The 19,003-nt window shown below is 69.1% G+C and carries 16 protein-coding genes; 9 read left to right on the top strand and 7 right to left on the bottom strand.

Translation table 11 applies throughout. The features are described 5' to 3' along the window. Positions 1–120: 120 nt before the first annotated feature. From ACIBGM_RS08390 to ACIBGM_RS08370, 5 genes are all read left to right on the top strand, one after another. A complete protein-coding gene (locus ACIBGM_RS08390; protein WP_360528866.1) occupies positions 121–594 on the top strand; it encodes a hypothetical protein in 474 nt (157 codons plus the stop codon). A gap of 230 nt (positions 595–824) precedes the next feature. Then, positions 825–2,201 carry an FAD-linked oxidase C-terminal domain-containing protein gene (locus tag ACIBGM_RS08385; RefSeq protein WP_360528869.1) on the top strand — a complete coding sequence of 459 codons (1,377 nt, stop codon included), beginning with the start codon at positions 825–827 and terminating at the stop codon, positions 2,199–2,201. Between the two features lie 141 nt (positions 2,202–2,342). After that, a complete protein-coding gene (locus tag ACIBGM_RS08380; protein ID WP_360528872.1) occupies positions 2,343–2,987 on the top strand; it encodes a hypothetical protein in 645 nt (214 codons plus the stop codon). Between the two features lie 6 nt (positions 2,988–2,993). Next, on the top strand, positions 2,994–3,692 hold the full coding sequence (gene cseB / locus ACIBGM_RS08375) for a two-component system response regulator CseB (RefSeq protein ID WP_360528875.1): 699 nt from the start codon (positions 2,994–2,996) through the stop codon (positions 3,690–3,692). 45 nt (positions 3,693–3,737) lie between these two features. Continuing rightward, a complete protein-coding gene (locus ACIBGM_RS08370; protein ID WP_360528878.1) occupies positions 3,738–4,982 on the top strand; it encodes a HAMP domain-containing sensor histidine kinase in 1,245 nt (414 codons plus the stop codon). A 116-nt stretch (positions 4,983–5,098) separates the two neighbouring features. Here the strand turns inward: ACIBGM_RS08370 and ACIBGM_RS08365 are convergent, their stop codons facing one another. The 3 genes from ACIBGM_RS08365 to ACIBGM_RS08355 form a co-directional block, all read right to left on the bottom strand. Continuing rightward, a complete protein-coding gene (locus ACIBGM_RS08365) occupies positions 5,099–8,848 on the bottom strand; it encodes an endo-alpha-N-acetylgalactosaminidase family protein (RefSeq protein WP_396384907.1) in 3,750 nt (1,249 codons plus the stop codon). Positions 8,849–8,957: 109 nt separating this feature from the next. After that, entirely contained in the window at positions 8,958–10,154 is a 1,197-nt protein-coding gene (gene fahA, locus ACIBGM_RS08360) for a fumarylacetoacetase (protein ID WP_396384906.1), read from the bottom strand. Beyond that, positions 10,151–11,008 (bottom strand): hypothetical protein, encoded by an 858-nt coding sequence (locus ACIBGM_RS08355; RefSeq protein WP_360528887.1) that lies wholly within the window; start codon positions 11,006–11,008, stop codon positions 10,151–10,153. The genes fahA and ACIBGM_RS08355 overlap by 4 nt, the downstream gene beginning before the upstream one ends. 73 nt (positions 11,009–11,081) lie before the next feature. Between ACIBGM_RS08355 and ACIBGM_RS08350 the strand changes: the two genes are divergently transcribed. Beyond that, a complete protein-coding gene (locus ACIBGM_RS08350; RefSeq protein WP_396384905.1) occupies positions 11,082–12,275 on the top strand; it encodes a homogentisate 1,2-dioxygenase in 1,194 nt (397 codons plus the stop codon). A 130-nt stretch (positions 12,276–12,405) separates the two neighbouring features. After that, positions 12,406–12,927, top strand: coding sequence for a hypothetical protein (locus ACIBGM_RS08345; RefSeq protein ID WP_360528893.1), 522 nt, complete (start codon positions 12,406–12,408; stop codon positions 12,925–12,927). Between the two features lie 18 nt (positions 12,928–12,945). Here the strand turns inward: ACIBGM_RS08345 and ACIBGM_RS08340 are convergent, their stop codons facing one another. Together ACIBGM_RS08340 and ACIBGM_RS08335 are read right to left on the bottom strand one after the other, a co-directional pair. Further along, on the bottom strand, positions 12,946–14,115 hold the full coding sequence (locus tag ACIBGM_RS08340) for a hypothetical protein (protein WP_396384904.1): 1,170 nt from the start codon (positions 14,113–14,115) through the stop codon (positions 12,946–12,948). A 94-nt stretch (positions 14,116–14,209) separates the two neighbouring features. Further along, positions 14,210–15,004 (bottom strand): polysaccharide deacetylase family protein, encoded by a 795-nt coding sequence (locus ACIBGM_RS08335; RefSeq protein WP_396384903.1) that lies wholly within the window; start codon positions 15,002–15,004, stop codon positions 14,210–14,212. A 116-nt stretch (positions 15,005–15,120) separates the two neighbouring features. Between ACIBGM_RS08335 and ACIBGM_RS08330 the strand changes: the two genes are divergently transcribed. After that, positions 15,121–16,854 carry a bifunctional metallophosphatase/5'-nucleotidase gene (locus tag ACIBGM_RS08330; protein WP_396384902.1) on the top strand — a complete coding sequence of 578 codons (1,734 nt, stop codon included), beginning with the start codon at positions 15,121–15,123 and terminating at the stop codon, positions 16,852–16,854. A gap of 57 nt (positions 16,855–16,911) precedes the next feature. Here ACIBGM_RS08330 and ACIBGM_RS08325 read toward each other — a convergent pair whose 3' ends face one another. Further along, on the bottom strand, positions 16,912–17,859 hold the full coding sequence (locus ACIBGM_RS08325; RefSeq protein WP_396384901.1) for a hypothetical protein: 948 nt from the start codon (positions 17,857–17,859) through the stop codon (positions 16,912–16,914). 148 nt (positions 17,860–18,007) lie between these two features. On the opposite strand from ACIBGM_RS08325, the gene ACIBGM_RS08320 reads away from it, so the two are divergent. Then, complete coding sequence (locus ACIBGM_RS08320; RefSeq protein WP_360528908.1) at positions 18,008–18,235, top strand: creatininase family protein; 228 nt, start codon at positions 18,008–18,010, stop codon at positions 18,233–18,235. 116 nt (positions 18,236–18,351) lie between these two features. Here ACIBGM_RS08320 and ACIBGM_RS08315 read toward each other — a convergent pair whose 3' ends face one another. Continuing rightward, the gene (locus tag ACIBGM_RS08315) at positions 18,352–18,930 is read right to left on the bottom strand and encodes a nicotinamidase (protein WP_396384900.1); all 579 of its coding nucleotides are present in this window, start codon (positions 18,928–18,930) and stop codon (positions 18,352–18,354) included. Between the last annotated feature and the right edge of the window lie 73 nt (positions 18,931–19,003).

The following is a 19,003-nucleotide window of genomic DNA, read 5'->3' as shown; positions in this document are numbered from 1 at the left end:
GCCTATCTCGCGGCCTTCTCGGTCGTTGGAGATGCGCAGGTACATGCGGGCTCTCGTCACAACTCGATACTATGCCTTGCGTGATGTGCGTCGGGGCGTACATTCAGGAAGGGTTTCGTCATGAAGACACTGGGCATTCTGCTCAGCACTGCGGGCCTGGCCGGGGTGGGCGCGATCACCCTCGCCGCGACGCCGGCCCAGGCGGCCGAAGCCGCCGCCTGCTCGGGCGCCAAGTCGATCGCGTCGGCGCCGATGCTGCGGGACAACAAGCCACCCAGTTGGGGCACGATCCGGCTCGTCCGGGACAACTGCTATCAGTACTGGGCGGAGGTCACCATGGCGTCGCCGATGCCGGCCAACGCGAAGGCCAACGCCTACCTGGTGCAGTACGGCGGCGGCAGCAACGGCCGGGTGCTCAGCTGTGACAGCAGCGGCGGCAACGGGTCGGTGGTGAAGGGCCAGCGAACCTGCCGGACGCCGAAGGTGAAAGCGACCGCGGGCGGCATCACCTTCGTCGCGATCGGCCGCGAGTTCCACAACTACGGCGGCGGCTACGAGGAGATCTCGGAGAACTCCACCCGCCGAACCCGCTGACCGACCGTCCTGATCCGGACACCACCGCCCTGCGCACAACCGCTCAGTAATCACGAGTGCCCCGCGCCGGATGGCGCTTGGCGCTTGCGGCGCCCATGCACGCACCTCACGGCCCTTGCCCAGCGCCCACGATGCTCCGCATCGAGGCCACTGCTCAAGCACCGCGATGCACGCACCTGGACACCGCAATCACTCAAGCGACATCCGACGCGGGGCACTAGGCTCGAACCATGAGTGACGTGGTCGAGCAGTTGCGGCAGGCGTTGCCCGCTGAGGCGCTGGTGACGGATCCGGACCGGATGGAGAGTTTCCGGTACGACCGGGCGATGTTCTGCCCGGCGGGGATGCCGCTCGCCGTCGTCCTGGCCCGGGAGACCGCGCACGTGCAGGCCGCCGTACGGATCGCGTCGGAGGCCGGCGTGCCCGTCGTACCGCAGGGGGCGCGGTCGGGGCTGTCCGGCGCGGCCAACGCGCTGGACGGCTGCATCGTGATCTCGCTGGAGAAGATGGACCGGATCCTGGAGATCGAGCCGGTCGACCGGTACGTCGTCACCCAGCCGGGCGTCTACAACGCCGTGCTGTCGCGGGCGGTCGAGGAGCAGGGGCTGTTCTACCCGCCGGACCCGTCCAGCTGGGAGTTCTGCTCGATCGGCGGCAACCTGTCCACGAACTCCGGCGGCCTGTGCTGCGTGAAGTACGGCGTGACGACGGACTACGTGCTCGGCCTGGAGGTCGTCCTCGCGGACGGGCGGGTGCTGCGGACGGGGCGCCGTACGGTCAAGGGAGTCGCCGGGTACGACCTGGCCAAGCTGCTCGTCGGCAGTGAGGGCACGCTCGGCATCATCACCGAGGCGACGCTCGCGCTGCGCCCGCTGGCCGCCCGGCCACGGACGATGGCCGCGCTGTTCGACTCCGGCGTCGCAGCCGGCCAGGCGATCACCGAGATCATCCGCAGCGGCGTGTCGCTCAGCCTGCTGGAGATCATGGACCGGACCACGATCGCCGCGGTGAACGCGTACAAGCGGATGGACCTGCCGACCGAGGCGGCCGCGATGCTGCTGGCCCAGTCGGACGCCGGTGGCGAGGCGGGCGCCGCGGACGTCGCGACCGTGGCCAAGCTGTGCCGCGAGCACGGTGCGATCGAGTGCCTGGAAGCCGAAGACCCCGCCGAGGGCGAACTGCTGCTGGAGGCCCGGCGGGCCGCGCTGCTCGCGCTCGACCAGCTCGGTACGACGATGATCGACGACGTCTGCGTGCCGCGTTCCCGGCTGGCCGAGTTCATCGGCCGGACCGAGGCGCTGGCGAAGGAGCTCGACATCACCGTCGGTGTGCTCGGGCATGCCGGCGACGGCAACATGCACCCGACCGTGGTCTTCGACCCGACCGACCCCGGCCAGGCCGAGCGGGCCCAGCAGGCGTTCGACCGGATCATGGAGATCGGGCTCGCGCTCGGTGGCACGATCACCGGCGAGCACGGGGTCGGCGTGCTGAAGCGGACCTGGCTGGCCGAGGAGATCGGCCCGGTCGCGCTCGACGTGCATCGGGCGATCAAGGCCGCGCTGGACCCGAAGAACATCCTGAACCCGGGCAAGGTGGTGGCCGAGTAGGGCGGCTGTGACCCAACCGCAACGGAACTGCCGAGGCCATTCGACGTCTATGGCCGTCGAATGTGACGTCCGGCCAGCACTATGGAAGGCAGTTGTCTGAATCTCCCGGGGGAATCGATGAGGCAGGGTAGGAGGCGCCCTATGCGCATGTGGCGAACCGGGCGCGCCTCCGCCGGTGCCTGTCGCCGTACCCTGCTGACCGCGGTCGTGACTGCCTCCGCCCTGGTCGGCCTGTCTGCCTGCGCGAACGGCGGCGGCCTGCGGGTCGAGGGCGCCGACGCGCCGGCCACCAGCGCGGCTCCCTCCGGCAGCCCCTCGGTGATGGGCGAGGGGATCGCTCCGGAGGAGACCGTCCGGACCCCCGCAGCGGCCGTCGACCTGGCCCAGGTGCGGGTCAAGCTGCTGGCCGACAAGCGCCTTCCGGACATCTCCCGGCGGGTGCTGACGAATTGCACGGTGATTTCGCGTTGCCTGAGCAGGGGTAAGTCCGTTGATGTTATGCACAACGGAACGCCTCAGCAGATCGTCCTGATCCACACCATCGAGAACTTCGTCTTCGGTATCTTCCTGATCGCGCTCGAACCCGCCGGTCCGCGGCCGATCTGGAGCCTGAAGGTCGAGCAGCCGACGATCAACGCCAGCCCGCAGGGTGACCTGGTGGTCGAGTCGAAGATCTACACACTCGACGACAAGGTCTGCTGCCCCTCGGGTCGGCGGGTCGAGGTCTACCGTTGGAACGGCCGGCAGATGACCAAGGTGAGCTCGACGGACAACAAGGGAGACTGAAGTTCGGTGGTACCGGAAGAACCGGCAGCGCGGATCCTGATGGTCGAGGACGACGCGGTGATCCGTGAGGCAACCCAGTTGACCCTCGAGCGGCATGGCTACGACGTCACCACGGCCGAGGACGGCCTGGAGGCGATCGAGCGTTTCGAGAAGATCCACCCGGACGTCGTGATGCTCGACATCATGCTGCCCGGGCTGGACGGCATCTCGGTGTGCCGCCGGATCCGCGAGACCAGCACCGTCCCGATCGTGATGGTGTCCGCCCGCGGCGACGCGCTGGACGTCGTACTCGGGCTGGAAGCGGGTGCGGACGACTACGTGACCAAGCCCTTCGACACCCAGGTCCTGGTGGCCCGGCTGCGCGCGGTGATGCGGCGGGCGGTGTCCGACCCGGAGCGGCCGGCGCCGACGGCCGGGTCCGGCGTGGAGTCGTTCGGCGACCTGGAGCTGGACCGGGAGGCGCTGGAGGTACGGCGGGGCGGCTCGTCCGTCCAGCTCACGCCGACCGAGCTCAAGCTGCTGATCGAGTTCGCCAACAATCCCGGGGTCGTGCTCAGCCGCTCCACGCTGCTGCAGCGGGTCTGGGACTACGAGTGGGGCGGCGACGGCCGGCTCGTCGACGTGCATCTGCAACGGCTGCGAACCAAGATCGGGGCCGACCGCATCGAAACCGTTCGCGGATTCGGATACAAGCTGCGGGCCTAATAGTGTCCTCCGGAGGCACACCGACCTAGGACGGAAGGCACTGACGTGGGACTGCGCGGGAAGCTCGGTCTGATCTTCCTGCTGGTCTCGTCGCTCGCGATCCTGGTGCTCTGCGTCGCGGTCTACACCCAGGCCCAGTCGGCCCGGCTGGACCGGACGCGGAGTTTCGCCGACGAGCGGATCCAGCTGGCCGCGTCCGCCTACGACCGCGACGGCGTGCCGGTGTTCGGGTCCAAGCTGGACGACCCGGACCTGCCGCCGCAGCTGCGGGACGCGGTGCTGGAAGGCAAGCGGGCGACGTTCAAGACCGGGTCGCCGAACGCGAAGATGTGGGCCGCGGTCGGGGTCAAGGACGGCAAGATCCTGTCGATCGTGCAGGACTACGAGACCAGCGACGACTCGATGAACGCGCTCCGGCAGGCGCTCATCCTCGGCGGGATCGGCACTGTCGGGCTGGTGGCGCTGGTCAGCGTGATCCTGGCCGGCAGCCTGTCCAAGCGGATCGTCGCGGTCGCCGGGACGGCGCGCCGGATCGCGGCCGGCGACCTGGATGCGTCCGCGGCCGAGGCGGTCGGCAAGGGCAAGGACGAGGTGCAGTCGCTCGCGACCGCCCTGGACACGATGGCCAGTTCGTTGCGCGGTCAACTGGAGGCCGAGCGACGGTTCACCGCTGACGTCGCGCACGATCTACGTACGCCGGTCACCGGGCTGACCACCGCCGCCGAGCTGCTGCCACCCGGGCGTCCGAGTGAACTGGTCCGCGACCGGGCCAAGGTGCTGCGACGACTCGTCGAGGACCTGCTCGAGATCGCCCGGTTCGACTCGGGCGTCGAGCAGGCCGACCTGGAGCTGGTCGGGCTGGGCGCGTTCGTCGGGTCGGCCGTCGGCCGGTTGCGGATGCAGCAGTCGCTCGCTCCGGACAGTGTCGTGGTCCACCAGAACGGCGCGGACGTCACGGTGTCCACCGACTCGCGCCGGATCGAGCGGATCCTGGCCAACCTGATCGTCAACGGGCTGCGGCACGGCAAGCCGCCGATCGAGGTCAAGGTGTCCGGCCGGACCGTCGAGGTGGTTGACCACGGCAACGGGTACCCGGAGGAGTTGATTGCCGAGGGCCCGCGCCGGTTCCGGTCCGGGATGGCCGAGCGCGGCGTGGGTCACGGCCTTGGCCTGACCATCGCCGCCGGCCACGCCAAGGTCCTCGGCGCCGACCTGACCTTCGGTACCGCCCCCGGAGTGGGCGCCCTTGCCCGCCTGGTCCTCCCGCCCGAACCTGAGACTCAGTCTTAACCGCGAGTCCCACAGCGGCGCGCGGGTTGCCGGCCTCCGGGGGTGGTGACAGAAACTGGGGGCCTTGCAGAGGAAATAGCCTGTGCAGGGCCCCCAGTTGGCGTGGTCGGGGCCCGCTACCTGGTCCCGTAGACGTTCAGCTCGGCGGCCGAGCCGAAGACCGCGCCGTTGAGCGAGCTCGTGCCGACGAACTTCACGTACCGGCCGGGCTTGGCGGTGAAGCTGAGCCGCTGGTTGGCCGTGGAGTTCGGGAACTCACCGGTCGCGACCGGTGTGCCCCAGTCCTGGCCGTCGGCGCTGACGTAGAGCTCGTAGCCCTTGAACATCCCGTTCGTCCCACTCTGCCGCGGCAGGTAGCCGAACCCGTCCACCTGGTACGTCGATCCGAGGTCGAGCGTGATGTGGTGCGGGAAACCGGCCGGCGGCGACACCTGAGACCAGGCGGAATGCCAGAGTGTGCTGGGGTTTCCGTCCAGCGCCTCGGTCGCGGCCCCACCGGTGGCGACGTCCTCACTGCTCACGTCGGCCACCGTGATCCGGGACTGCGGCACGATCCCCGGCGGCAGGACGGTCGCCTCTGCGGTGGTCGTCGCGCGGCCACCTGTTGCCGTCAGCATGTACTTGCCTTCCGGCGTGCCGGCCGGCGGCGTGACATCCCACTTCGTCGTCACACTGGTGCCCGCAGCAACGGTCGCGTGGGTCGCCGGAGTCGTTGCCGTGACCGTCCAGCCGTCGGGAGCGGTCAGCCCCAGCGTGATGTCTTTGGCGGCCACAACGTCGTTGTTGGTGAACGTGGTGACGAGGGTGTTCGCCTCGCCGGAGACCAGGCCGGTCACGCCGGTCAGCGCGATCGACGTGCAGTCGGCCGGCTCGGACGTCGTACCCAGGTCGGTGACGGCGAAGTCGTCCAGGATGAAATCGGCCTGGTCGCCACCGCCGGACAGCTTGCGCAGGCCGACCCAGTAGTCGCCGCCGCAACCGGCCACGAACTCCTGGCTGAAGGTCGCCTTCGTCCGTCGCTCACCGATCGGCGCCGCCTTGACCTCGACGGAGTCCGGCCGGTCGACGCCCTGCACCCAGGCGTACTGGCCGGCGCGACCGCTCTCGTAGCCGAAGCTGACCCTGTACTTGTGACCGGGCTGGAAGTTCACCGTCCACGGCGTCGTGCGGTAGACGAGGCCCGCGTTCTCCTCGTGCGACTTGAGCGACCACTCGCCGTCGAGCACGTCGTCGACGAGCTTCCCGTTCCACCCTGCTTGCGTGTACGGCGCGTGCTTCTTCGCGAGGCTCGTCCGTGGGTCGGTGACACCGCCGGAGTCGCCCTTCACGAACGGGCCCCAGCCTTGGTCGACGTTCTCGAAGTCATCGACCAACCCCGCGGCGGGCCGCTTGGTCTCGACCACGCGGACGTCGTCGATCCGGACCTTGGCGGCGCCGGCCGCCGCTCCGACGGCAAGTTGAGCGGTGGTGCCCTTGGCGGTGAAGACGACGCGGACGCGCTGGTAGTACGCGTCGTGCTTGTCGTCCGAGGCAACCATGTTCTGGGCGGTCGAGCGGGTGATGGTGTTCTTGACGCCGTCGACGGTGATGGTGGTCGGACGGGACTTGCCGGGCTCGACCTCGATCCAGGCGGAGGCGCTGTAAGTGCGGCCGGCGGTGAGGCCGGTGATGCGCTGCCGCAGGGACGACGCCTTGGCGCCGAGACTCGCGACGTACTGACCGTTGTCCAGCCGGGCGATCGTCGCGCCGGTGGCGTCCCAGGCCTGCAGGTTGCCGGCGTTGAAGCCCGGGTCCTTCAGGTGCGAGCCGTCACCCCAGTTCGCCGGACTCGGGGTCGGCGCCGCGTCGGGGTAGAGGACGTAGGGCTGGCCGGCGGTGGCGTCGAGGGTGACAGCGCCGTTGCGGACCGGGGCGCTCGCGACCTTGACCCGGCCGGTGTCGGTCAGCTTGTAGACCGAGAACTTCTCGACCCGGTTGAAGGCTGCCGGGAGCTGCCAGGTGGTGCGGCCGCCGGCCGGGTTGTAGTGGTACAGCTTCTTGTTGCCGTCCCACGGCAGCAGGTACTTGTCGCCGTCGAGCACCTTCGCGGTTCCGTCGTACACGGTCCGCTTGCCGTTCTCGACCGTCCCCCGGACGCCGCCGGTGAAGCTGATGCCGTCGGCGTTCCAGTCGGTGATCTGCTGCTGCTGGAGGTACTTGGCCGGCAGGTTCTTCTGCCAGATGTTGGTGTAGAACGCGTTCCAGTCGGTCTCGCCGGTCCAGCCCTCGAATTCGACCAGGCTGGTCTGGCCGAGGATCGGGTCGTTGTTCCAGACGTCCTTCTCGTGGTTGCGGACGAACCGGATGATCTTCGAGTTCAGGCCCTTGTTGGTGGCGCCGCCGTAGTCGAGGTCGTTGGCCCAGTGCGACCACAGCGACGTCCGCTCGTGCCGGTCGGCCCACTCGGTGGCGATCTGCCACCCCTGATCAGCCAGCTGCCGGGTCAGGCCATCGGCCAGCCAGCCGGACTGGTAGTACACGTCGATGTACAGTTCCTGCAGGTTCGCGTCGGTCTCGTCGCGGAGCTGCTGGAACCGCTTCACGATGTTGCCGGAGGCAAGGTCAGGGCGCTGCTTGATGTAGTAGCTCTGGTTCAGCCAGTTCCAGCCCTTGGCGTTCTTGTCGACCAGGTCCTCGCTGAACGCGTTCGCCTCCGGGTACGACTCGGTCGCGTTCACGTGCACCCCGAAGGCGGCGTTCCAGGCCTTGCCCTTCTTCAGCAGGGTGTTGAGGTCGGCGAGACCGCCGGCCCGGGTGTTGTAGTTGCCGCCGTAGTCCGGGTGCGCCGAGTCGTGGCCCTCCGAGCCGTACCCCTTCAGCACCGCTATCTGGCCGAGGCCGTCGGTGGCCAGCGAGATCCGCTTCACGTCGTCCAGAGTGCGCAGGAACGGGTGCGTCGCCTGGCTGGCGAAGTTGAACGGGATGTGCGTGACGACGCGGTCCTTGACCTGGTCGCCGCCCTTCGGCCCGGTCATGATCGAGCGGAACGCGATCGCGCCGTCCTGCCAGTCGACCGTCTGGTCCTGGTTCGCGTCGGGGGTGACCACGACCTTCGCCCAGGGCAGCGGTTCGGTGTACGGCGAGGTGTCGGCGCGGTACGTCCACTGGCCGCTCCAGACGCCGACGCGGGTCGTGCCGTCGGCGGCCTTCCGGGCGCGGTGCCAGAACCGGGCGCCGTCGTCGACGGACTGGCCGGACGGCTTGTCGTAGACCGAGTTCGACTCGATGCCGGCGGCCAGGCCGGTGGTGTTCACGAAGGCGTACGCCGCTCCGGTCGCGGACGGCTCCGCGGGCGTTGCGGATGTGATCGGAGTGATCTTGTCCGCGGTCCGGGTCGAGTCGGGGTCGAGCGTGGTGAACGCGGTCGTCGCGCCGGTGTCGGTGCTGGCGACGGACACCAGATCGTGGTTCGGGATGTCGATCGTGTGCACCCGCGACGCCTCGGTGTCCCGGACGGCGTCGACCTTGAACGTCGTCACCCGCCCGGTCACGCTCAGGCTCGCGTCCAGCTCGACGCCGGGAAGCGCGTCGAAGGCGAGTTCGTACGACGCCGTGCTGCCGCTGACCGCGGGTGGCGCGGTCAGGTGCGCGGTCCGCGCGACACCGTCGATCGTGACTGTCGAGATCGTCTCCGGTTGGCCGCCGAGCGCCTGGCCGGACGCGTTGTCGACGTACTTGATCACGCGTGGGAAGTCGGCTCCCACGGTGACCGTCAGCTCGTTCGACCGCAGCGTCAGGTCGCCGGCGGCGTGCGCGCCCGCAGGCACGCTCAGCACACCGGCAGCCAGTGCTACAGCCAGTACCCCATGCCCCACTGAACGTTTCATGCGGAGAAAGTTCGCACGTAACCGCTAGCAGGTCAAGAGAAACGAACAGTAATGAACAAGATCAGCCTCGCCTTCGGCTCGGCGGAGTGGGTGAGGTGGGGGGTTGGGTTCAGGCGGGAAGGATTTTGCCGGTGACCTCGCCGAGGCCGAGGGGGCCTGCGGGGGTGGTGGCCCAGGCGGTGATGGTCACTTGGTCGCCGTTCTCGAGGAAGGTGTGTTGCTTGCCGTCGAGGGTGAGTGGCTCGCGGCCGCCCCAGGTGAGTTCGATGAACGAGCCGCGCTGGTCCGGCTCGGGCCCGCTGATCGTGCCGGACGCGTACAGGTCGCCGGTGCGGACCGAGGCGCCGTTGACGGTCATGTGGGCGAGCATCTGGGCCGGCGACCAGTAGGTCTCCTTGTACTGCGGCGAGCTCACCAGGTGCCCGTTGAGCCGGACCTCGAAGGTGATGTCGTAGTTCTCCAGCTTCTCGCCGGCCAGGTACGGAAGGACCGGCGGATCCTGCGCCGGCAGCGGTACGGCGGCCTCCGCGAGCGCGTCGAGTGACACCACCCACGGGGAGATCGAGGTGGCGAACGACTTGCCCAGGAACGGGCCGAGCGGGACGTACTCCCACGCCTGCAGGTCCCGTGCCGACCAGTCGTTCACCAGCACCACGCCGTACACATGCTCGCGGAAGTCCTCGACGGAGACGGGCTTGCCGAGCGTGGACGGCGTACCGACGACGTAGCCGAGCTCGACCTCGATGTCGAGGCGCTGGGACGGTCCGAAGGTCGGCGCGGGCGCGTCCGGGGCCTTGCGCTGACCGGACGGGCGGACGATTTCGGTGCCGCTGGCAACGATCGTGCCGGACCGGCCGTGGTAGCCGACCGGGAGGTGCTTCCAGTTCGGGAGCAGCGGCTCGGAGTCCGGCCGGAACAGCCGGCCGAGGTTGGTCGCGTGGTGCTCGGAGGCGTAGAAGTCGACGTAGTCGCCGACCTCGAACGGCAGCTGCATCGTCACCGCGGACTGCGGGATCAGGTGCGGCTCGACCACGTCGCGGTCGTTCTCGTTGCGGACCAGGTCGAGCAGCCACTCCCAGGTCGCCTGCCAGGCCGGGCGGCCGAGCGCGAGGAAGTCGTTCAGCGACGGCCGGGCGAACAGCTGCGATCCGTCCAGCATCTGCGCGGACGCGACCGGCGCGAGATCGATGACCTGGTCGCCGATCGCGGCGCCCACCCGCGGCTCCTCGTCGTTGTGCCGGAACACGCCGAGCGGCAGGTTGTCCGGCCCGAACGGCGAGCCCGCGGGGATGTCGATCCAGCTCACTGCTGAGCCTCCATCAGTTTGAGGGCGGTCAGGTCGTGGCGCGGCTCCTCGATGCTGCAGGAGCCGAACGAGGTGAACCATCGGCGGGTGCTTGCCGCCTGGTCGTCCGAGAGTTCGTTCGCGCGGGCCGCGAGCTGCTCGGCGTCGCGATCGGCCAGTACGGCGGCCAACTCGTCCTGCGAAGCGCCGTCGAGCGAGGCGCGAGTGGCGAGCAGCACGTTGAGGAACCCGTGGTGCTCGAACCCGGTGTCTGCCGCGGTGTGCCGCACGGCGTTGTGCAGGCCGGCCGTGCACTTGAACGCGACCTCACGATCGAGGCAGGCGGTGATGAACGCCGCGACCTGGGCCTCCGACGGGAACAGCGCGGCGTCGAGGCCGCCGGTGCGGAGCTTGGCCGCGTACCCGGCGTCGGCGACGACGTCCAGGGCGCGCTCCCAGGCGCCGTCCAGGCCGACCTCGACGAACGCGTTCTCCTCGTCCAGGCAGTCGTCGCAGGCACGCACCACGCGGAGCGCGTTGCGGGACAGGTCTTCCTCGTTGCGCAGCCGCACCTCGACCGCTTTCACCTCGACGTCGGCGGACCGGTCGCCGTACCGGACGGCGGGCTCGATGCCACCGGCGCCGCCGGTGATCACGACGGTGACCTCGAGCGGGGCCGGCCCGGTCCGGGCGGCCTCGGCGGCGACCTTCATCAGGTCCTCGTCGGCGCACACGAACGGCCCGACCAGGTCGGCGTACGCGGACTGGCGGTGCGCCCGGTGCGCGGCGACCGCCTCGGCCAGCGGCAGGTCCCCGGGCGGGAACACGGAGGCGTCGTCGACCAGGTGCCGGAACAGGGCAGGGACGGTTGACATGGGTCCGAGCCTAACGGATGCTTTCGGTAAGCGGACGCATGCGTTCGACTATCGTACACCTGGAGTCAGTGAGATGGCGTTCTACCGGCAGGTCGGGGAGATTCCACCGAAGCGGCACACCCAGTTCCGGAAACCGGACGGCGGGCTGTACTACGAGGAGCTGATGGGGGAGGAGGGGTTCTCGTCGGACTCGTCGCTGCTGTATCACGCCGGCGTACCGTCCGCGATCGTCGACTCGCAGGTGTGGGAGCTGCCCGACCTCGCCACCGTCGCGAACCATCCGCTCACGCCGCGGCATCTGAAGCTGCACGATCTGTTCACGGACACGTCGAAGAGCAACGCGGTGGAGGACAGGCGGCTGGTGCTCGGCAACGGCGACGTCCGGATCTCGTACGTCGTCGCCGAGCAGCCGTCGCCGTACTACCGCAACGCGATCGGCGACGAGTGCGTGTACGTCGAGAAGGGGTCGGCGACCGTGGAGACCGTGTTCGGTGTGCTGAACGCGGTCGAGGGCGACTACGTCATCATCCCGCGGGCGACGACGCACCGCTGGCTGCCGGGGGTGGACGGCGTACACGCGTACAGCATCGAGGCAAACTCGCACATCGCGCCGCCGAAGCGGTACCTGTCCCGGTACGGGCAGTTCCTCGAGCACGCGCCGTACTGTGAGCGCGACCTGCATGCGGCGGCCGAGCCGTTGGTTGTGGAGGGCAACGACGTCGAGGTGCTGGTGAAGCATCGCGGCAACGGGCCGGGCGGGATCGTCGGGTCGCGAATGGTGTACGCGACGCATCCGTTCGACGTGGTGGGGTGGGACGGGTGCCTGTACCCGTACACGTTCAACGTGAGCGACTACGAGCCGATCACGGGGCGTATCCACCAGCCGCCGCCGGTGCACCAGGTGTTCGAGGGCTACAACTTCGTCGTCTGCAACTTCGTGCCGCGGAAGGTGGACTACCACCCGTTGTCCGTCCCGGTGCCGTACTACCACTCGAACGTCGACTCCGACGAGGTGATGTTCTACTGCGGCGGCGACTACGAGGCGCGCAAGGGCTCCGGCATCGGCCTCGGCTCCATCTCCCTGCACCCCGGCGGCTACGCCCACGGGCCGCAGCCCGCAGCCATCGAAGCCTCCCTCGGCGCCGAACGCTTCGAAGAACTCGCCGTCATGGTCGACACCTTCCGCCCCCTCGAACTAGGCGAAGCCGGCCAAGCAGTAGACGACGGCGTCTACGCCTGGACCTGGTCCGGCCGCCGCAACACCTGAACCGCGGTTGGGGTGGCTGTGGGAGTCTTGGGGGGTGAGTGTGGATGGGGCGTTTGTGGTGGGTATTGATCGGGAGGCGGTGCGGGGGCGGCGGGTGCATGTGCGGAGGGTGCAGCGGCGGGGAGCGTGGGTGACGCTGGCGCTCGGCGTGGTGGGGATCCTGGCGGCGCTGTACGCGTTGGTGTCGTTTCGGGGAGCGGGCCTGTGGCCGTTTGCGTTGTTGCTGATCGTGGCGATGGCGCCGCTGGTGCTGAGCACGGTGCTGTTCTTCCGGCTCGACGGCGAGCGGCAGCGGTGGTACGACGCCAACGACGTGCAGCCGATCGCGATGCGGATGTCGCCCAAGGCGCTCGAGTTGGCGTGTGAAGGGGCGGCGTACCCGGTGGTGTTGCCGTGGCAGACCGTCCAGGGGTTCCGGCAGGTGAAACTCTTCGGGCAGTACGCGCTGGAGCTTCAGCTCGCTCCGGGCATCGGCGCCACCACGGCTGGCGTCCGCGGTCTGGACCAGCCAGCCGTACGGACCGTCGTCAAGCCCAACCCGCTGCTCCGGCCGACCGGGCTCTTCCTGGTGAACGCGCTCGACCAGCCGGTGCACGTCATCGACCAGGCGCTCAAGCACTTCTCCGGCGGCCGCGCCGGCGTCGTCACCTGACCGGCCTGGGGTGGCTCGTTAGCTGCCGATCATGAGGTTGCCAGTGGCGAGCGGGGTGGCCAGTTCGCAGGCGCCGGTGGAGATGGTGCAGCGGATGATCGCGGCTCGCGTCTCCTGACCGGTGTCGGCGCGGATCAGCAGGTGCTGGTCGTCCTCGGCGACTGTCTGCAGGAAGACGCCGGACCACTCGTGCAGCAGGCGGCCGGTCTTCGCATCCAGGGCGGCTGCCATGCCGTCGCCGTACCCGTCGCGGTAGATGGGGCCGGCGATCGCGGTGGAGCCGTCCTGCGTGAAGCTGTCGACCTGGTACTCACACGTGCGCCACAGCCGCTTGCCACTCGCGATCGACAGCACACTCGTGCAGCTGTGCTGGTCGTTCAGAGCGGTCAGCGACGCGGCCACCGCACCATCGCCGGACACAGCCGTCGGCTTCGGCACGCTCTTGAGCGCGGTCGCCTTCGCGGCGCCCGGAGTCCACTCGTACAGAGTCCAGGTCTTGCCGTCCTGCGTGCCCGAGGCCTGGAAGTAGACCTTGCTGTTGACGTAGCCGAGCAGGGTCGCGTGCCAAACCCCTGGCACGGTGACCTTCTGGACCTTGTCCGCTTCCGCGTACACGGTGGTGCCCGCCTCGTCCTCACCGAGATCGGACATCAGGGTGGTGTTGTACGCCGCGGCCGTACCGTCCTCGGTGGTGACGATCCCGGTGACGTTCGGAGTCCGCCGCAAGATGGCGCCGTCCGAGCCCAGCGTCAGCATCTCGGTCGTGTTGTCGCCCGCGCTCACCACCGCGAGCACCGACTGCCGCAGCCGCGCGATCGCGTGGATGTCCTGCAAGCCGGGGACCTTGACGTCCCCACCGGCTCCACCGCGGACCGTCCGGCCGCTCAGGTAGGCGATCTGCGGCACCCGTCCGGTGGGGAGCTTGTCGAGTATTACGGCCGTCTTGACCGGCCCCGAGGGCTTCTGCGTCGGCTTCACGGCGACCGAGGCGTTCGGAGTCCGGCTCGGCGTGGACGGGCTCGGACTCGGCGTGGTCGCGCCGGCCGGGGTCGGCAGGCCGCCGAGCGGCTTGGCGGCAGACTCCGCGTCGGCGCGAGGACCCTGGCGGTAGGCGACGGCGCCACCAGTGGCGACCGCAGCCATGGCGATGGCTGCCACCACAGCGATGAGGGTTCGGTTCTTCTGCATCGGTGAGCTCCTTGGGTCACGATCCGGCAGTCCGCCGGTCGTGAGGTAGCGGCTCCGTCCCCGACTGTGACGCAGAGTATGCCGACTTTGTTCGCTAGCAGGGCAGGGCCTGGTAGGTGTACCCCTGGCGAGTCAGTTGAGTGAGCGCGCGGTCGAGCGCGGCGACGGTCTCGGCGCGGTTGCCGCCGCCGTCGTGCAGCAGGATGATCGCGCCGGGCCTTGCTCCTTGCAGGATCGCTCGCTCGATCTTCGCCGTACCCGGCTTGGACCAGTCGAGAGTGTCGACGTCCCACAGCACCTGGCGCTGGTGGTTCGACGCGGCGACCGCCTCGACGTGCGCGTTCGTGTCCCGGAACGGCGGCCGGAAGCACTTCGACTTCACCCCGGTCAGGATCTCCTGCCGCATCTTGTCCGCGGGGAGCTTGGTCAGCCTCGGGTGATCCCAGGTGTGGTTGCCGATCCGGTGACCCGCCGCCCTGGTCAGCGCGACCAGGTCGGGATGCGCGGCCGCCTCGCGGCCGAGGACGAAGAATGTTGCCTTGGCGCGGTGTTTCGCCAGCACCTGCAGGACCTTCGGCGTCCACTCCTTCTGCGGCCCGTCGTCGAAGGTCAGGTACAGGACCTTGCCGTGCGCAGCCAGGTTCCAGTCGGTCGTCGTGGATGTTGCCGTGGTCGACGTACGGCGTTGCCGCGCCGGCTGCTGCTTCTTCCGCGGCACCGCGGCCGGATGACGTACGACGGGAATCGTCAACGGCGCATGGGTTGAGGCCTGCACCGCAGGCGCTGCACTGGTGACGGAGTGGTCGGCCGGTTCGGCGGCCTGGGCGAGAACGGCACCGCAGAGGAGGGCGGCGACCAACGGCAGAAGCTTGCCGGGCGGCTTGGTCATGACGGGCATCCTCTCGTGCATGCGGGGCCAACCCGGCATCGGGGTGGGGCGCGTCGGCCGTATCGTTTGCGGTCCAGGCCGGCAGTCCCGGCGTGAGCGACTCGTGAGGCGGATGCATGACTGGTGAGACGGTCCGGCTGACCGTGATGGGCACCACCGACCTGCACGGCAACGTCCTCAACTGGGACTACTTCAAGGACACTGAGTACGACGACTCCGCGCACAACGACATCGGGCTGGCGAAGGTCTCCACCCTGGTCACCGCGGTCCGGGACCGCATCGCCGCCGACCCGCGCGCCCCGCGACCGCTGCTGCTGGATGCCGGCGACACCATCCAGGGCACCCAGTTGGCGTACTACTTCGCCAGGATCGCCCCGATCACCGACGGCCACCTGCACCCGGTCGCGGCCGCGATGAACGAGATCGGGTACGACGCCGCTGCCCTGGGCAACCATGAGTTCAACTACGGCCTCGATGTGCTGCGGAAGTTCCAGCAGCAACTCGACTTCCCGCTGCTTGGGGCGAACGCGCAGGACTGGACGACCGGCGAGCCCGTCTTCCCCCCGTACGTGCTGAAGCAGATGCAGGTGCCGGGCGAGCAGCCGATCACCGTCGGCATCCTCGGCCTGACCAACCCCGGGATCGCGATCTGGGACAAGGCGGTGGTCGAGAACAAGATCAAGTTCGGCGGTGTCGTCGAGCTCGCGCAGGTGTGGGTCCCGCGGGTTCGCGAGGCCGGCGCGGACGTGGTGATCGTGGCCGTGCACTCCGGGATGGGTCTGTCCTCGTCGTACGGCGACGCCCTGCCGGTCCCCGAGAACGCGTCCGCGCTGATGGTCGAGACCGTGCCGGGCATCGACGCCGTACTCGTCGGGCACGCGCACCAGGAGATCCCCGAGCGGCTGGTGACGAACCTCCAGACCGGCGAGCAGGCGGTGCTGACCGAGCCGCTGAAGTGGGGCATGCGGTTGTCGCTGATCGAGCTGGACCTGCGCAACGACCACGGCCAGTGGAAGGTCGTCGATCGGCACGCCCAGGTGCTGAACGCAAACACCGTCGACGCGGACCCGAACGTGGTCGCCGTACTGCAGCAGGACCACGACACGGTGATCGAGTACGTGAACTCGAGGATCGGCACCTGCACGGAGGCGATGTCCGCGGCGACCGCGCCGTGGGAGAGCACCACCGCGCTGGACTTCGTCACCTTCATCCAGGCCGACGCGGTCGCGAAGGCGCTGGCCGGTACGCCGGAGGCCGCGCTGCCGGTGCTGGCGATCGTCGCGCCGTTCAACCGGGCGGCGGCGATCCCGGCGGGTGACGTGTCGATCCGGGACGTGGCCGGGTTGTACGTGTTCGACAACAGTTTGCTCGCGGTGACGATGACGGGGACGCAGCTCGGGGAGTACCTGGAGTACTCCGCGCAGTACTACAAGCAGGTGACGGGGACCGGGCCGTTCACGTCCGACCAGGTGACCAACGCGCCGACGCAGACCGCGCCGAACGGCACGCCGGACTACAACTACGACATCGTCGGCGGGCTGACGAAGCCGCTCAGCTACGTGATCGACATCGCGAAGCCGGTCGGGTCACGAATCACGGACCTCGCGTACGGCGGGGTCGCGGTGGCGGCGGACCAGCAGTTCGTCGTGGCCGTGAACAACTACCGGCAGTCGGGCGGCGGCAACTTCCCCCACATCACGACCGCCCCGGTCGTCTACAACCGCCAGGTCGAGATCCGCCAGCTGATGATCGACTACGTCACCGCCACCGGCACTGTCGACCCGGCCACCTTCGTTGGCGGTGACTGGTCCTTGGTCTCCGGCGGTGCTCCCATCATCATCAACCCCTGATGTATGTGGTCGCTGTGCTCAACCTCTCCAAGCTCGCGCCGCTGGGCTTGGCCTGAATTAGGTCAGCCACTCGCAGAAGCCGCAGCCGACGGAGTCTGCGGCGAGCGGCCAGGCGGAGCGCGGTTCAAGGTCGCGGGCGATCTGCTCGGCGCGCGCATCGTGCCTGCGCTGGGCGTCGCCGCCGCCGTACGTCCCGGCTCGTACGTAGGCCCACTGGCGTTCGTCGGCGTGCACGAAGTACTGGCTCTCGCCTTCGGGGCCGCGTGCTTGCCACAGGCCGGGTTCAACCTCCGAGCACTGCGTGACCGGTCCTCCGGTCACGTCGGTGAAGCCGGTACAGGGTGCCTGGTCGGGGGCGAGGTTGCGGATGCTGACCTCCACCTCGGCGATGCGGGAACCGTTGGACGGCGGCTCGAAGACTAGGTAGTCGATCCCCGTGCTCGAGTACTCAACGGAGTACGGCCAGGTGCCGTCCAGGTCGGTTTGCAGCGGCCGCTCGACGACTTCCTCGATCCGCTGCTGCTCGGACCACACGTCGCCCAACATCCACCCCGCAGGCAGCCCGGCGAGCACCAGAAACCCGGCCGCAACCAGCAGCGAACCCCGCGACGGCCGAGCCCACTGCCGCCGCTGGCTGCTGTTGAGCACGCAGGCGACGACAAGCACGACTCCCGCCAGAAACACCAGCAACCGAGCCTGCCCCAACATCGCAACCCAGACCGCGCCGACGAGCAACCCCATGGCCACAGCCACCCCGACCCCGAAGATCGCCCCGACCCGCAACCGAACCGCCAGCACGATTACCGCGATGGCGGCGGCGATCACACCGGCGATGAGGCCGTACGCCATACCGCTCAGAACCGCAAGGCACTCCTCCTCAGGCAGGCACTCCCCAGCCGAGATCGCCGTCCCGACGATCCCGACCACCACCCCGACGCCCACCCCAATCCCCAGCCCCCCGAACACACTGGCCGTGACACCCGCCCCGAAACTCCGCTCATCCACCCCGGCACGATAAGCACCACCCCGGTCCACCCCGAGCCCACACACCCGCCACTACAAGTTCCTCCGCAAGCCCGGAGCTCGCATGAGCAGCCGTTGTGCGGAGGAAAAGTGTCAGCGGGTGGCGAAAAGTCTCCGGAGACTCGCGGAGATGACGACCGACGAGGCGCAGGACGCCGTACGGCGGGCGCCGTTGGTCATCATCCCGGTCGGGGCGCAGGAACAGCACGGCGGCGGGATGGCGATGGCCACCGACACCGTGTGGGCCGTGGGTGTCGCCGACCTCGTGGCCGAGCCGCTGGGTGGGCGTGCAGTGGTCGCCCCGGCCGTCCCGTACGGCGCCTCGCCGCATCACATGGCCTTCCCCGGGACGGTGTAGTTGTCTCCGGCAACCTTCATGAACGTGCTCAGGGACGGGGTCGCCAGCCTGCGGGAGCACGGTTGGCGGCAGTTCCTGGTGGGCGCTCGGGATCCCACTCGGCCCGGGGGCGCCGGTCAGGTGAGCTTGACCCCGGCGGCGCTGAGCTCGGTGAGAGCCTGCTCGGTCGTCGCCGGGGCGACTCCCGCGGTCAGCCGGGTCAGGACCGTCGTACCGAAGCCTGCCTGCTTGGCGTCCAGGGCGGTCGCGCGGACACAGTAGTCGGTGGCGAGCCCGCAGACGTCGACGTCGGTGACGCCCTTCTCCCGCAGCCAGTCCGCGAGCGCCCGGCCGTCGCCGTGGGACTTGCCCTCGAAGCCTGAGTAGGCGGCCGCGTACTCACCCTTGTCGAAGATCGCGTCGAACGGCTGCGGGTCCATGTTCGGGTGGAAGCTGACGCCGTCGGTGCCGGCGACGCAGTGCCGCGGCCAGGAGTCGACGTAGTCGGGGGTCTTGGAGAAGTGGTCGCCCGGGTCGATGTGATGGTCCCGGGTGGCCACGACGTACTCGTACTGCTTGTCACCCGGGTCGGCCTCGTACCACTTGTGCAGCAGCTCGCCGATTCGGAACGCCACGTCCGCACCACCCTTGACGGCCAGGCTCCCGCCTTCGCAGAAGTCGTTCTGCACGTCAACCACAATCAGTGCCCGGGCCATCGCGACGCTCCTTCTCCAGGGTCCTGTGCCCACGGTACAAGTGTCACCGCCCCGGTACGGCGAGCGCGCGCCG

It is taken from the genome of Kribbella sp. NPDC050470 (genome assembly GCF_044458365.1).
Lineage (GTDB): Bacteria > Actinomycetota > Actinomycetes > Propionibacteriales > Kribbellaceae > Kribbella.
The sequence above is the reverse complement of the archived record's forward strand: the minus strand, read 5'-3'. Positions and strand labels throughout refer to the sequence as shown.